Annotated in this window: 13 protein-coding genes; 7 read left to right on the top strand and 6 right to left on the bottom strand. The window is 72.6% G+C overall.

Annotation, left to right across the window (positions count from 1 at the left end; genetic code table 11):
- Positions 1–132: 132 nt before the first annotated feature.
- The 3 genes from ACMXGY_RS14935 (at position 133) to ACMXGY_RS14945 (ending at position 6,130) form a co-directional block, all read left to right on the top strand.
- Positions 133–813 (top strand): response regulator transcription factor, encoded by a 681-nt coding sequence (locus tag ACMXGY_RS14935; protein WP_483776876.1) that lies wholly within the window; start codon positions 133–135, stop codon positions 811–813.
- Positions 810–1,967 (top strand): HAMP domain-containing sensor histidine kinase, encoded by a 1,158-nt coding sequence (locus ACMXGY_RS14940; RefSeq protein ID WP_483773769.1) that lies wholly within the window; start codon positions 810–812, stop codon positions 1,965–1,967. Before ACMXGY_RS14935 ends, ACMXGY_RS14940 begins: the two co-directional genes overlap by 4 nt.
- A 350-nt stretch (positions 1,968–2,317) precedes the next feature.
- On the top strand, positions 2,318–6,130 hold the full coding sequence (locus tag ACMXGY_RS14945; protein WP_483773770.1) for a multifunctional oxoglutarate decarboxylase/oxoglutarate dehydrogenase thiamine pyrophosphate-binding subunit/dihydrolipoyllysine-residue succinyltransferase subunit: 3,813 nt from the start codon (positions 2,318–2,320) through the stop codon (positions 6,128–6,130).
- Positions 6,131–6,876: 746 nt separating this feature from the next.
- Here the strand turns inward: ACMXGY_RS14945 and ACMXGY_RS14950 are convergent.
- Positions 6,877–7,872 (bottom strand): aldo/keto reductase, encoded by a 996-nt coding sequence (locus ACMXGY_RS14950; RefSeq protein WP_483773771.1) that lies wholly within the window; start codon positions 7,870–7,872, stop codon positions 6,877–6,879.
- A gap of 108 nt (positions 7,873–7,980) precedes the next feature.
- On the opposite strand from ACMXGY_RS14950, the gene ACMXGY_RS14955 reads away from it, so the two are divergent.
- Entirely contained in the window at positions 7,981–8,895 is a 915-nt protein-coding gene (locus tag ACMXGY_RS14955; RefSeq protein WP_483773772.1) for an aldose 1-epimerase family protein, read from the top strand.
- A gap of 80 nt (positions 8,896–8,975) precedes the next feature.
- The gene (locus tag ACMXGY_RS14960) at positions 8,976–9,590 is read left to right on the top strand and encodes a GDSL-type esterase/lipase family protein (protein WP_483773773.1); all 615 of its coding nucleotides are present in this window, start codon (positions 8,976–8,978) and stop codon (positions 9,588–9,590) included.
- A 99-nt stretch (positions 9,591–9,689) separates the two neighbouring features.
- On the opposite strand, the gene ACMXGY_RS14965 is transcribed toward ACMXGY_RS14960, so the two are convergent.
- The 3 genes from ACMXGY_RS14965 to ACMXGY_RS14975 all read right to left on the bottom strand — a co-directional run bounded on the left by ACMXGY_RS14965 (position 9,690) and on the right by ACMXGY_RS14975 (position 12,077).
- Positions 9,690–10,493: a DUF4097 family beta strand repeat-containing protein gene (locus ACMXGY_RS14965; RefSeq protein ID WP_483773774.1), complete on the bottom strand. Its 804-nt coding sequence runs from the start codon at positions 10,491–10,493 to the stop codon at positions 9,690–9,692.
- A gap of 67 nt (positions 10,494–10,560) precedes the next feature.
- On the bottom strand, positions 10,561–11,160 hold the full coding sequence (locus tag ACMXGY_RS14970; RefSeq protein WP_483773775.1) for a PadR family transcriptional regulator: 600 nt from the start codon (positions 11,158–11,160) through the stop codon (positions 10,561–10,563).
- The gene (locus ACMXGY_RS14975; RefSeq protein ID WP_483773776.1) at positions 11,160–12,077 is read right to left on the bottom strand and encodes a DUF4097 family beta strand repeat-containing protein; all 918 of its coding nucleotides are present in this window, start codon (positions 12,075–12,077) and stop codon (positions 11,160–11,162) included. The genes ACMXGY_RS14970 and ACMXGY_RS14975 overlap by 1 nt, the downstream gene beginning before the upstream one ends.
- Positions 12,078–12,286: 209 nt before the next feature.
- Here ACMXGY_RS14975 and ACMXGY_RS14980 point away from each other — a divergent pair, with 209 nt between their 5' ends.
- Positions 12,287–12,361 (top strand): 50S ribosomal protein bL37, encoded by a 75-nt coding sequence (locus ACMXGY_RS14980; protein ID WP_375791718.1) that lies wholly within the window; start codon positions 12,287–12,289, stop codon positions 12,359–12,361.
- 105 nt (positions 12,362–12,466) lie between these two features.
- On the opposite strand, the gene rsrA is transcribed toward ACMXGY_RS14980, so the two are convergent.
- A complete protein-coding gene (gene rsrA, locus ACMXGY_RS14985) occupies positions 12,467–12,802 on the bottom strand; it encodes a mycothiol system anti-sigma-R factor (RefSeq protein WP_483773777.1) in 336 nt (111 codons plus the stop codon).
- The gene (locus ACMXGY_RS14990) at positions 12,799–13,515 is read right to left on the bottom strand and encodes a sigma-70 family RNA polymerase sigma factor (RefSeq protein WP_483773778.1); all 717 of its coding nucleotides are present in this window, start codon (positions 13,513–13,515) and stop codon (positions 12,799–12,801) included. The genes rsrA and ACMXGY_RS14990 overlap by 4 nt, the downstream gene beginning before the upstream one ends.
- Positions 13,516–13,802: 287 nt before the next feature.
- Here ACMXGY_RS14990 and ACMXGY_RS14995 point away from each other — a divergent pair, with 287 nt between their 5' ends.
- Positions 13,803–14,348, top strand: coding sequence for a ferritin (locus ACMXGY_RS14995; protein ID WP_483773779.1), 546 nt, complete (start codon positions 13,803–13,805; stop codon positions 14,346–14,348).
- The last annotated feature ends 59 nt before the right edge of the window (positions 14,349–14,407 follow it).

A 14,407-nucleotide genomic window follows, 5' to 3' on the forward strand; every position in this document is an offset into this window, starting at 1 on the left:
CCCATGGCAGATCCGAGGGCAGCGAGTGCGTTCCCGACCGGCGCGGGTGCCGGTCCCGTCCCGGGCCGGGCCGCCGTGCCGACGACGGGCACGTCGGCCGGCGTGACCGGTCCCGCCCAGCAGGCCGCCACGGTGCTCGTCGTCGAGGACGAGCCCGCGATCGCGACCGCCATCGCGCAGCGGCTCAGCGCCGAGGGGTGGCGTGTCGAGGTGGCGCGCGACGGCCTCTCTGGCGTCGAGGCCGCGACCCGGCTGCGTCCGGACGTCATCGTCCTGGACGTCATGCTGCCGGGGATCGACGGGCTCGAGGTGACGCGGCGCATCCAGGCCGACCAGCCCGTGCCGATCCTCATGCTCACCGCGCGCGACGACGAGACGGACATGCTCATCGGTCTCGGGGTGGGCGCGGACGACTACATGACGAAGCCGTTCTCGATGCGCGAGCTCGTCGCCCGGATCAAGGCGCTGCTGCGCCGCGTCGACCGGGCGACCCAGGCTGCGAGCGCCGCGCCGGCGGACCCGCCCCTGGCCGTGGGCGACGTGACGATCGACAAGGCCCAGCGACGGGTCTACCGCGCGGGCGAGGAGGTCCACCTCACGCCGACCGAGTTCGAGCTGCTCGTCATGCTCGCGAGCTCGCCCAAGACGGTGCTCACGCGCGAGCGGCTCCTCGCCGAGGTCTGGGACTGGGCGGACGCGAGCGGGACGCGCACGGTCGACTCCCACATCAAGGCGCTGCGCCGCAAGCTCGGTGCCGACCTGATCCGGACCGTGCACGGCGTGGGCTACGCGTTCGAGCCGCCCGCCGGATGACGTATCCCGCCGGCGACCACGGTCCCCAGGGGGACGACCGGCCGCACGCGCCCGGGCACCGGTCGCACACGATCCGCCCGCACCTGCCCGACGTCCGGCCGCTCGACTCGTTCCGCTCGCTGAAGATCAAGCTCGGCGTGCTCGTCGCGGCGACCGTGACGCTCGCCGTCCTCATCACGTGGATCGGGCTGCAGAACCAGCTCGGCCCGTCGCGCACGTTCCCGCTCGCGATCGTGCTGTCCCTCCTGCTCACGCAGCTCCTCGCGCGAGGCATGACGTCGCCCCTGCGCGAGATGACGGCCGCGGCGCGGGCCATGGCCGACGGCGACTACTCGCGCCGCGTGCGCGCGACGAGCCATGACGAGGTGGGTCAGCTCGCCGTGGCGTTCAACGTCATGGCGGAGGACCTCGCGACGAGCGACCAGGTGCGCCGTGAGCTCATCGCGAACGTGTCGCACGAGCTGCGCACGCCCATCGCGGCGCTGCAGGCGCAGCTCGAGAACGTCGTCGACGGCGTCACGCAGCCGACGCCCGCGACGATGGAGATGGCGCTCGCGCAGACCGAGCGGCTCACGCGGCTCGTCTCCTACCTCTTGGACCTGTCGCGCATCGAGGCCGGCGCGGCGGCTCTCAACATCACCGAGATCGACGTGGGCGACTTCCTCGAGGACAACGCCGAGGCCGTCTCGATGGTCGAGGCAGGCAAGCAGCTGCGGTACGTCGTGGACGTCACTCCCCCGGACCTGGTGCTCGAGGCCGACCGCGAGCGCCTCCACCAGGTCGTCGTGAACCTGCTCCACAACGCGATCCGGCACTCGCCCCAGGGGGCGGAGATCCGGCTCGAGGCGTACCCGGTCGACGACGACGTCGTCATCGAGGTCGTCGACGAGGGCCCGGGGATCGCCAAGGAGGACCGCGAGCGCATCTTCGAGCGGTTCGCCCGGGCGAGCGCGACAGGGTCGCACACGACGACCGGCGGCTCGACGGGGGGCACGGGCATCGGCCTCGCCATCGTGCGGTGGGCGGTGGACCTGCACGGCGGCCGGATCGAGGTCGCCGACTCGCGCAGCGGCGCGGTGATGCGTGTGACGCTCCCCGCACGGGCAAGCACAAGCGCCACGGAGGGGCCCGCAGCCGGCCCGGTTCAGTCGTGAGATGCGTCACACGTTCGTCGTCGGATACCTCGCGATGGCACGGAATTCCGCGATCTTGCCCTCCGCCGAGGTGAGCGTGGCACCGCGTTTGCCTCGGGCAGACGCGACGTGAAGAACCGGCGGACAGGTCGCGCGGGAAGCCCTCGAGCGGCCTCCTCGGCGGCCGTCGAGGGCCTAGGCTGGAGTGGTCCGGAATCCGGACGAGTCTGCGCCGACGTCGGTCGCCACGCTTCCCGCGCGCCGTCCCGCGTCGACACGACTGTGACCGACAGCGAACTCCGTGTGTGAAAGTGGGCGATCCTCGCGTGTCCCCGAAGGCTGAGTCAGAGGCGATCAGCGACGCAAGCTCCGTGTTCGGAGCGAACGAGTGGCTCGTCGACGAGTTGTACGAGCAGTACCTCCAGGACAAGAACGCGGTCGACCCCGCGTGGTGGGACTTCTTCGAGGACTACCGTCCGGCGGAGCGGGCCGAGCAGACCGGGAAGCAGGACGAGCAGGCGAGCGACGCCGCCCCGACCGCCCCGGTGAACGGCGCGGCGCCCGCGACGACGGCCAACGGCTCCCCCGCCGCCGCGTCCCGGACGGCACCCGCCGCGCCCCCCGCGGTGACGGACGGGTCCGCCGCCGCCGAGGCCGCGCAGCGGATCAAGCCCCCGAAGCTCCCGGCCGACCCCCAGGTGAACGCGGCGGCCGAGGCCGTGCGCGCGACCAAGCCGGTCGCGACGGCGCAGCCCGCCACCGCGCCCTACGCCCAGGTCCCCGCACGCAAGGTGGCCGGCGCGCCGAGCCCGGAGGCCGAGCCCGTCGACGACGTGCAGAAGCTCCGCGGTCCCGCCGCCCGCGTCGTGACGAACATGGAGACGAGCCTCACGGTGCCGACCGCGACGTCGGTGCGCGCCGTGCCGGCCAAGCTCATGGTCGACAACCGCATCGTCATCAACAACCACCTCGCGCGCGGTCGTGGCGGCAAGATCTCCTTCACGCACCTCATCGGCTTCGCGCTCGTCGAGGCTCTCGCAGACATGCCGGTCATGAACGCGAGCTACACCGAGCTCGACGGCAAGCCCGCGGTCAACCAGCCCGCGCACGTCAACTTCGGCCTCGCGATCGACCTGGCCAAGCCCGACGGCTCGCGCCAGCTCCTCGTGCCGAGCATCAAGAAGGCCGAGACGATGGACTTCGCCCAGTTCTGGGCGGCCTACGAGGACCTCGTGCGCCGGGCGCGCGGGGCCAAGCTCGGTGTCGACGACTTCGCCGGCACGACGATCTCCCTCACCAACCCCGGCGGCATCGGCACGGTGCACTCCGTGCCGCGCCTCATGCAGGGGCAGGGCACGATCATCGGCGTCGGCGCGATGGACTACCCCGCCGAGTTCGCGGGCGCCTCCACGGAGCGCCTCGCGCGCCTCGGCATCTCGAAGGTCCTGACGATCACGTCGACCTACGACCACCGCATCATCCAGGGCGCGCAGTCGGGCGAGTTCCTGCGGATCCTCTCCCAGAAGCTCCTCGGCGAGGACGGCTTCTACGACCGTGTCTTCGCGTCGCTGCGCATCCCCTACGAGCCGGTGCGCTGGGTCCGCGACAACACGACGGACACCGAGATCGAGGCGGCCAAGCCCGCGAAGATCGCGGAGCTCATCCACTCCTACCGCTCGCGCGGGCACCTCATGGCGGACACCGACCCGCTCGCGTACCGCCAGCGCAAGCACGGCGACCTCGACATCCAGAACCACGGCATGACGCTGTGGGACCTCGACCGCACGTTCCCCACGGGCGGGTTCGGCGGGAAGACGAAGTCGTCGCTGCGCGACATCCTCGGCCTGCTGCGCGACTCGTACTGCCGCACGGTGGGCGTCGAGTACATGCACCTCGCCGACCGCACGCAGCGCAAGTGGCTGCAGGAGCGGCTCGAGTCCGGGTACGCCCGTACGCCGCGCGAGGACCAGCTCCGCATCCTGCGCCGCCTCAACTCGGCCGAGGCGTTCGAGACGTTCCTGCAGACGAAGTTCGTCGGGCAGAAGCGCTTCTCGCTCGAGGGCGGCGAGTCGCTCATCCCGCTCCTCGACGCGATCCTGTCGAAGGCCGCGGAGAACGGCCTCGACGAGGTCGGCATCGGCATGGCGCACCGCGGGCGCCTCAACGTGCTCGCGAACATCGCCGGCAAGAGCTACGCGCAGATCTTCGCCGAGTTCGAGGGCAACCTCGACCCCAAGAGCGTGCAGGGCTCGGGCGACGTGAAGTACCACCTCGGCACCGAGGGCGTCTTCACCGCCGAGACCGGCGCCACGACGAAGGTCTACCTCGCGGCGAACCCCTCGCACCTCGAGGCGGTCGACCCGGTGCTCGAGGGCATCGTGCGCGCCAAGCAGGACCGCATCGACCTCGGCGGCGACGGCTTCTCCGTGCTGCCGATCCTCATCCACGGCGACGCCGCCTTCGCGGGCCAGGGCGTCGTGCCCGAGGTGCTCAACCTCGCGCAGCTGCGCGGGTACCGCACCGGCGGCACCGTGCACGTCATCATCAACAACCAGGTCGGCTTCACCACTGGCCCCTCGTCGTCGCGCTCGACGACGTACGCGACCGACGTCGCCAAGGGCTACCAGGTCCCGATCTTCCACGTGAACGGCGACGACCCCGAGGCGTGCGTCCGTGTCGCCGAGCTCGCCTTCGCGTTCCGCGAGCAGTTCGACCGCGACGTGATCATCGACATGATCTGCTACCGCCGCCGCGGTCACAACGAGGGCGACGACCCCTCGATGACGCAGCCGCTCATGTACAACCTCATCGAGGCCAAGCGCTCGGTGCGCAAGCTCTACACCGAGAACCTCGTCGCGCGCGGCGACATCACGCTCGAGGAGGCCGAGCACGTCCTCCAGGACTACCAGGCCCAGCTCGAGCGCGTCTTCACGGAGACGAAGGAGGGCGGCTACACGCCCAGCGCCGACAAGGAGCCGGTGGCCGGGCTCGAGCGCCCCGAGTCCCAGCTCGAGGACGCCGGCACGATGGTCGGCTGGAAGACCGCGATCGACCGCTCCGTGCTCGAGCGCCTCGGCCAGGTGCACGTCGCACCGCCCGAGGGCTTCACCGTGCACCCCAAGCTCGCGCAGCTCCTCGAGAAGCGCCGGCAGATGTCCGTCGACGGCGGCATCGACTGGGGCTTCGGCGAGCTCGCCGCGTTCGGCTCCCTCCTCATGGAGGGCACCCCGGTCCGCCTCGCCGGCCAGGACTCACGCCGCGGCACGTTCGTGCAGCGCCACGCCGTCCTCCACGACCGCGAGACCGGCGCCGAGTGGACGCCGCTGCTCTACCTCTCCGCGGAGCAGGCGAAGTTCTGGGTCTACGACTCGTCCCTCTCCGAGTACGCCGCCCTCGGCTTCGAGTACGGCTACTCCGTCGAGCGCCCCGACGCGCTCGTCCTCTGGGAGGCGCAGTTCGGCGACTTCGTCAACGGTGCCCAGACGGTGATCGACGAGTTCATCTCGTCCGCCGAGCAGAAGTGGGGCCAGTACTCGTCGGTCGTCATGCTCCTGCCCCACGGCTACGAGGGCCAGGGACCGGACCACTCGTCCGCACGCATCGAGCGTTTCCTGCAGCTCGCCGCCGAGGACAACATGACGGTCGCCCAGCCGTCGACGCCCGCGTCGTACTTCCACCTGCTGCGCCGCCAGGCGTACGACCGGCCGCGCCGCCCGCTCGTCGTCTTCACGCCGAAGCAGCTGCTGCGCCTCAAGGCTGCCGCGTCGAACGTCGAGGAGTTCACGACCGGGACGTTCCAGCCCGTCGTCGGCGACGCCGCGGCCGACCCGGCCAAGGTTGACCGCGTGCTCCTGTGCACCGGTCGCGTCTACTACGACCTCCTCGCCGAGCGCACCAAGCGCGGTGACGAGGGCGTGGCGATCGTCCGGCTCGAGCAGCTCTACCCGCTCGACGTCGACGGCATCCGCGCCGAGCTCGCGAAGTACTCCGGCGCCGAGGTCGTGTGGGTCCAGGACGAGCCCGAGAACCAGGGCGCGTGGTCGTTCATCCACATCAACCTGCCCGACGACCTGCCGCGCGTGAGCGTCGTCTCCCGCCCGGCGTCCGCGTCGACCGCGGCCGGCACGGCGAAGAAGCACCAGGCCCAGCAGTCCGTGCTCCTCGAGCAGGCGTTCGCCCGCTGACGATCAGTTCTTCGGCCGGGTCTACGACGAAGGCCCCCTCCACGCGGAGGGGGCCTTCGTCGTCGGTGCGGGGCGTCTTGGGTGCGGGGCGTCGTGGGTGCGGTTGTCGTGGGTACGTCCGGGCGGTGGGTGCGGTGCGGGGGCGCGGGTCTACCATCCGGCCGCTCGTTCCTCGCGGCCTCCCGCCAGGCCCTCCACGACCCGCGCCCCCGCACCGCACCCACCCCCCTCGTGGGGATCTCACCTCCGCGCGCGGCGGACCAGGCCCACGCTCCGCACCTCGACCCGTTCGCAACCGCGAGCGTCTCGCGGCACCAGCGGGCGCTCGGGCGCTCGGGCGCTCGGGCACGACACCACGCGCCGTCGCACGTGACCTGACGACCCTCAGGGACGCAGAACGCCCCCGTGTCGGGCCGGGCCGGGCCAGGCGGGTGGGCCGGGCCAGGCGGCTGGCCGGGCTGGCCGGGCTGGCCGGGCTGGCCGGGCTGGCCGGGCTGGCCGGGCTGGCCGGGCTGGCCGGGCTGGCCGGGCTGGCCGGGACCAGTCAGGTCAGGCCGTCCTGGTCGTCCGCGCGGGTGCGCGACGTGTCGGCGACGAGACGGCAGGTCGGGGCGGGAGGGGCGGCGGCGGGTCGTGGTGGGCCTGGCGGGAGCCGCGAGGGACGAGCGGCGGATGGTAGACCCGCCGCCGCCCCTCCCGCCCCGACCACCCAGCCACGACCGACCCGGGACCGGGACCGCGCTACCTCACCAGCGGTCGTGGACCGCTGCCCGCAGGTGCCGGTCGTAGATCTCGCGGACGCCGGACGCGAAGAGCGGGCCGAGGACGTCGGCGCTGCCCGCGGCGGCGTTGGCGCGCGCCTGGTCGGCGCTGCGCGCGCCGGGGATGACGGTCGTGACGCCGGGCTGCTGCCAGACCCATGCGAGCGCGACCTGGGCGGGCGTGAGGTCCTGCGCGACGACGTCGCGCACGAGGGTGGAGAACTCGTCCGCCGCCTGCACGCCGGTCTCGAAGTCGACGCCGGAGAACGTCTCGCCGACGTCGAAGGCGCTGCCGTCGCGGTTGTACGTGCGGTGGTCGTCGTCGGCGAAGGTCGTGTCCTTGGTGTACTTCCCCGTGAGCAGCCCCGACGCGAGGGGGACGCGCGCGATGACGCCGACGCCGGCGTCGGAGGCGGCGGGCAGCACCTGGTCGAGCGGCTTGAGGCGGAACGCGTTGAGGATGATCTGGACGCTCGCGACGTGGGGCCGGGCGATGGCGGTCAGTGCCTCGTCGACGGTCTCGACGCTCACGCCGTAGGCGGCGATCGCCCCGTCGGCGACCAGCGTGTCGAGCGCGTCGTAGACCTCGTCGCGCGAGTACACGGCCGTCGGCGGGCAGTGGAGCTGCACGAGGTCGAGCCGCTCGGTGCGCAGGTTGGCGCGCGAGCGGTCGGTCCACTCGCGGAACTTCGCGAGCGTGTAGTTGTCGGGGTCCTGCGCCTCGCGACGGCCCATCTTGGTCGCGACGGTGATGCCGTGGCCGGGGTTGTCCGCGAGGTAGGAGCCGATGATCTGCTCGCTGCGGCCGTCGCCGTAGACGTCGGCCGTGTCGAAGAACGTCACGCCTGCCTCCGCGGAGGCGTCGAGGACGGCGCGCGCGTCACCCTCGTCGACGTCGCCCCAGTCGGCGCCGAGCTGCCACGTCCCGAGTCCCACCACCGAGACGAGCCGTCCCGTGCGTCCGAGCACACGTCGTTCCATCGTTCCTCCTCGTGCTGCGTCGGGCACGCAGGTGCACGTACCCGGGCACCGAGTCTGACGGTCGGCGGGCCATCGTGCACCCGCGCACGCCGAGTACCGTATGTGAACGTGAACACCGATGCACCCTCCGGCGCACAGCTGCGCATCTCCCACGGCGAGCATGTCGCCACGATCACCGAGGTCGGAGCGGCCGTGCGCGAGTACGCGGTCGCCGGTCGGCCGGTCTTCGTCCCCTTCGCCGAGCACGAGGTCTCGCCCGCCTTCAACGCGGCGGTGCTGCTGCCCTGGCCGAACCGCCTGCGCGACGGCCAGTACGAGCTGGACGGGGCGACGTATCAGGTGCCCGTGACCGAGTTCGAGCGGAGCACGGCGCTGCACGGCCTGGCCTGCTGGGAGCGCTGGTCGGTCGTTGCGCACACGGACGCCGAGGTCGTCCTGGAGCTGCGCCTCGTCCCGACGCCGGGCTACCCGTTCGCGCTCGTCTCGCGCGTGACGTACACGCTGGGCGACGACGGGCTGCGGGTGCACGTGCGCACGACCAACGCCGGCACCGGGACGGCGCCGTACGGCGTGGGCTTCCACCCGTGGCTCTCCCCCGCGGGCGCGGACCTGGACGACTGCACGATCCGCCTCGACGCGTCCACGCGGGTGACGACCGACGACCGGCTGCTCCCCACGGGCACGGAACCGGTCGCGGGCACCTTCGACCTGCGCGAGGCGCGGTCGCTGCAAGGGGTCGACCTCGACGACGCGTACGTCGACGTGACGCGCGACGAGGACGGCCTGTCGTGGATCCGCCTGGGTGCACCCGACGGCCGCACGGCGGCGGTCTGGATGGACTCGTCGATGGACACGTGGCAGATCTGCACGGGCGACCACGTGGGCGACGTCGCGTTCCGGCGCTCGGGCGTCGCGGCGGAGCCGATGAGCTGCATCGCGGACGCCTTCCGCACCGGTGACCGGCTCGTCCGGCTCACGCCGGGCGACGCGCACGAGGTGACGTGGGGCGCGACGCTCCTCTGAGACGCGCGGACGGGCACCGACACGCCGGGCGGACCGGCCCGGATCGACCGGTGCTCCCGGCGTCGGGGAGAATGACCCCTGTGGAAGACGCGGCAAGTCGAGAGGTACGGATCTGCGTCGTCGGCGACGAGCTGAGCGCCGGCGTCGGTGACGCCAAGGCACTGGGGTGGGCGGGGCGCGTCGTCGCGCGCACCCGCTTCCCGCAGCCGGCCTACGTGTTCCCGCTGGCGATCCCCGGCGAGACGACGACGGCGCTCAGCCAGCGCTGGGAGGCCGAGACCGCGCGGCGGTTCTCCCCCGAGCCGGACGTGGACAACCGGCTCGTCATCGGCCTCGGCCGGCACGACCTCGACGCCGGGCTGTCCGTCGCTCGTTCGCGGCTGAACCTCGCGAACGTCCTCGACGTCGCAGAGTCGCACCGCCTCCCGACGTTCGTCGTCGGGCCGCCGCCCGGGCACCCGCAGGACACCGAGCGCCTCGCCGAGCTCTCCAACGCGTTCTCGGACGTCGCCAACCGCCGTCGGGTGCCGTACGTCGACACGTTCAGCCCGCTCGTCACGCACGAGCAGTGGCTCGCCGACCTCGCGCAGAGCGGCAACGGTTTCCCCGGGCAGGCGGGGTACGGCCTCATGGCGTGGCTCGTGCTGCACACCGGCTGGCACGCGTGGCTCGGCCTGCCCGACGACGCAGCCTGAGTCCCGCGGAGGCATCGCGGGGACGCGCCCGGGCACGACGGCGGCCCGCCGGTCCGAGCAGTCGGACCGGCGGGCCGCCGTCGTGCGGGACCGCGCGACTCAGCCGCGCGAGACCGTGAGGTCGCCGGACACCGTGTTCGCCGACACGTAGGCGCCGCGCGCCCCCGGCTGGTCGACGTGGTCGACGGACGTGGTGCGCTGCGCGCTGCTCTCGAGCCGGACGCCGTCCAGGACGGCCTTTCCCGTGACGCTGCGAGCCTTGAGGTTGACGGGGGCGCCGGCGCCGAGGCGCACCGCGACGTCACCGGAGACCGTGCGCGCGTCGACGAGCGGCGTGCTCTCGCGTGCCTCGACCTCGACACCGCTCGTCACGGTGTTGACCGAGACGCGGCCGAGCGACCCGCCGAGGGTGACCGCGCCCGAGGCGGTGGTCACGTGCACGTCACCGACGTGCTCGGCGACGTCGACCCCGCCGGTCGCCGTCTTGACGGAGACCGTGCCGCGAGCGCCCTGGACCCGGGCGGCGCCCGTCGCGGTCGTGACGGACACGTCGCCCTGCGCGCCGGTGACGGTCGCCGCGGCGCGCGCGGTGGTCACCTTGACGGGCACGCGCGCGGGGACGGTGAGCCGCACGACGGCCCGGTCCTTGTCGCGCAGGCCCTTGGCGCGGTCGACGAGGCCCTCGATGCCGGCGAAGTCGTAGCCGACGCGCAGCTCGCCGTCGTGCACGCTCACCTGCAGCGCGCGCTCCGACACCTCGCTCACGTCGACGCTCGCCCCGGCCTCGCGGCCCGGGTCGGCGACGACGTCGACCGACCCGTCGGTGAGCTGGACGACGACGCGGCGCACGTCCGCGACGTCCACGGTCTGGGGGGCGTTGATGACCCAGGACTCGGTGCTCATAGGTGTCTCTCCTCGTTCGGTGCGGTTCTCGGTCGGTGTGTCGTTCTGTGGTGCCGCTGACCGTCGGTCAGGGCAGGGTCGCTCGCACGGCCTTGCGGGCGCTGTCGAGCACGGTGCGCAGGGTGTCGACCGTGAGCTCGGTGACGACGCTCGCGGCGTCAGCGCGGCGCAGGTCGGCCCGGACGTCCTCGCGGAACCGCTGGAGCACGGCCTCGGCCTCCATGCGCCACGCGTAGGACTCGCGCCGCCGCGGGTCGGGCTCGCCGTCCCGGGGCCGGGCGCGTGCCGTCTGCGCGGCGGCGGCGAGCTCGGCCCGCAGGCCGCGGAGCGACCCCTGGACGTCGTCGCGCAACGCCTGCGCACGTTGGCGCACGGTCTCCGCGATGCCGTGCTCGAGCTCGGCGACGTCGGCCCGGCGGGCCTCGATCTCCGCGCGCCCGGCGGGCGTCAGCGCGTAGGTCGTCTTGCGGCCGTCAGCGCTGCGGAGCACGAGCCCTTCGTCCTCGAGCCGCGCGAGCCGGGGGTAGATCGTGCCGGCGCTCGGACGGTACGTGCCGCCGAACCGGTCCGAGAGCTCGGTGATGAGCTCGTAGCCGTGCTTGGGTCCCGTGTCGAGCAGCGCCAGCAGGTAGAGCCGGAGCTGACCGTGGGCGAAGACGGTCGCCATCAGAGATCCACCGGTCCGGTGGGCGCCGCGGGACGGGCGCCCGGGCTCCCCCAGGCGGGGACGTCGCTCCCCCGGGCGTCCTCGGTCCGGCGGTCGGTCGCCCGCTCGTCGTCGTCCGCCCCGCGCAGGACGGTCACGTCCCCCGAGACGGCGGAGACGCGCACCGGGGCTCCGCGGCCGGACCGCGCCGTGCGGGAGAACGTCCCACCAGACCCGCGCCGCTCCTCCCCGTCCACGAGGAGCCGGCCGCTCACGCAGCGGATCGCGTAGTCCATGGCGTCGGGGTCGGGCAGCCGCACGAGCACGTCGGCCGAGACCGCGCTGACGAGGACCTCGGACGGCGTCGTGCGCGAGTCGACGGTCACGGAGCCGGAGACCGAGTCGAGCCGCAGGGAGCGCAGCGCCCCGGTCGCCGTGAGGCCGCCGGAGACCGAGTCCATGCGGACTGCGCCGTCGTGCTCGCTCGCCGAGACCTCGCCGGAGACGGTGTCGACCCGGAGCTCTCCGGCGGTCCGGCTCGTCAGGAGGGAGCCGGTGACCGTCTGGAGCCGCAGCCCCTCGCGCACCCCGGCGACGAGGGCCTCGCCCTGCACCGTCGCGACCCTGGCGTGGACGGTCGCGGGGACCGCGACGTGCACGTCGGCCGCGTCGCGGCCCGTGTACGTGCGGAAGCGTTCGAGGAAGCCCTTCCAGCCCGCCACGAACGACCCGTAGCCGACGTGGAGCGTCGAGCCCTCGATGCGCACCTCGAGCGCGCGACCGGTCACCGAGTGCACCTCGACCCGGGCGTCGGTCCGCGTCGGGTCGTCGTGCGCGACGACGTCGATGCGCCCCCCGATGACCGTCGCGTCGAGCGCCGTGACGCGCTCGAGCTCGACGATCTGCGGACCCGTGACGGTCCAGCTCTCCTGCGTCATCCGGCGCTCCGTCCTCGGTCGTGGTCCCGGGCCGCTCCTGGCGGCGACGAGTCTCGCGATATATCTCGTTCCGCAGGACACGATATATCGCGTCCGGGAACCTGGCAAGGGATCAGGTGTGGGACCATGGGAGGCGGACCGGACACGCTGAGGGCGGGCCGTCCCCGCCGAGAACGGCAGCACTCACCGAGAACCGTCAGGAGATCACCATGAGCAAGCGCGGACGCAAGCGTCGCAGCCGCAAGGGCAACGGCGCGAACCACGGCAAGCGCCCCAACGCCTGAGACCGCGCCCGTCAGGGCACGGCAGAGGGCCCGGACCGACTCGTCGGTCCGGGCCCCTCTCGCATGTCCGGATGCTCGTGCTCGCCCGGGACCGGGCGGCGCACGTCAGCGCGTCTCGACCACCGTTGTCGTCGAGACCATCACCGTAAGCTGCGTGTGGATGCGCTCACGCAGGCCGGCGGGTGCCGTCTCGTGGCAGGAGCGCCGCACCAGCTGCTTGACGAGCTCCTCGACGCTCAGCTCCGCGAGGCACGGCGAGCAGTGGGCGACGTGCGCCCGCATGCGCAGCTCGTCGTCGGCCGTCATCTCCGAGTCCAGGTACTCGTAGAGGTGCGTGAGCGCGTGCTCGCACTCGGACTCACCCGCGGTCGAGTGCGGGATGGGGGTCACCGGCTCGTCGACCGGGGACACCCCGGGGTTCCGGCTCTCTGACGTGCTCACGACTCACCTCCGGGGGTCTTGGCCCCCACCAGTCCTCGCTTCGCGGCGTAGTCGGCCAGCAGCTCGCGCAGCTGGCGCCTACCTCGGTGCAGGCGGGACATGACCGTGCCGATCGGTGTCCCCATGATCTCCGCGATCTCCTTGTACGGGAAGCCCTCGACGTCCGCGTAGTACACGACCATGCGACGGTCCTCGGGCAGCTCCTGCAGCGCGCGCTTCACGTCCGAGTCCGGCAGGCGGTCCAGCGCCTCGGCCTCGGCGGAGCGCAGCCCCTGCGACGTGTGCGACGCGGCACGCGCGATCTGCCAGTCCTCGACGTCGTCCGTCTGGGCCTGCTGCGGCTCGCGCTGCTTCTTGCGGTACGTGTTGATGAACGTGTTCGTGAGGATCCGGTACAGCCACGCCTTGAGGTTCGTGCCCGGGCGGTACTGGTGGAACGCGGCGAACGCCTTGGCGAACGTCTCCTGCACGAGGTCCTCGGCGTCCGACGGGTTGCGCGTCATGCGCAGCGCCGCGGAGTAGAGCTGGTCCAGGTACTGCAGCGCGTCCCGCTCGAACCGCTCGGCGCGCGCCGCGTCGGTCTCGGCCTCGGGAGCCCGGTTCGTGTCGGTGTCGTCCACCGGGTCGACGGGCGACGGCTCGCCCCGTCCCGGCGTCGTGGACGCCGTCACTGGCATGCCGGAGACGTCGCTGCCGGAGATTCGCTCTGTCATCAACAACGAGCCTAGTCCCCCGTTCGGGTGGGTGTTCGGTGAGGCGACCTTGGTGTCGTGCGGCGCCGACCAGGCAGCCGCGAACGCGGCCTCGGCGAAGCTCTCCGCCGAGGTGCCCGCGACGGTGCCTGGGGACACCGACGGCGCCGCGGACGGTGCGGGTGCGGAGGTGTCGAGCAGCAGGGTCACGAGTGGTGCAACCCGGCGGTCCCCACGGTCATTCCCGCGCCCGTTCCCACGAGGCCCCGCGGATGTGCGGAGGTCACGTCGTCGCTACGGTGGCGAGCATGACGACCGCATCGGAGAACTCCCGCTTCCTCACCCTCCTGCGCGAGCAGGTGGGCCACGAGCTCGACGCGCACCAGCAGTACATCGCGATCGCCGTGTGGTTCGACTCGCACGACCTCCCCCAGCTCGCCGCGCACTTCTACCGCCAGTCGGTGGAGGAGCGCAACCACGCGATGATGATCGTCCAGTACCACCTCGACCGGGACCTGCCGGTCGAGATCCCCGGCACGGGATCGGTCCGCAACGACTTCTCGAGCGTCGTCGAGCCGCTGCAGCTCGCGCTCGACCAGGAGAAGCAGGTCACCGGGCAGATCGAGGCGATCTTCCGCGCCGCGCGCGAGGAGGGCGACGCGCTCGGCGAGCAGTTCCTCCTGTGGTTCCTCAAGGAGCAGGTCGAGGAGGTCGCGTCGGCGACGACGCTGCTCACGGTCGCGCATCGGGCGGGAGACAACCTCTTCGACCTCGAGAACTACGTCGCCCGCGAGACGATCGGCGACTCCGGCGAGTCCTCCGACGCGCCCGAGGCGGCGGGCGGCGCGCTCTGACGGCGCGCCGGCACCGGTCCGCGGGTGGCGCGGCACCCGCGCGAAGGGCAGGCTGGGAC

The organism is Cellulosimicrobium sp. G4 BAM 1002, from assembly GCF_057126935.1.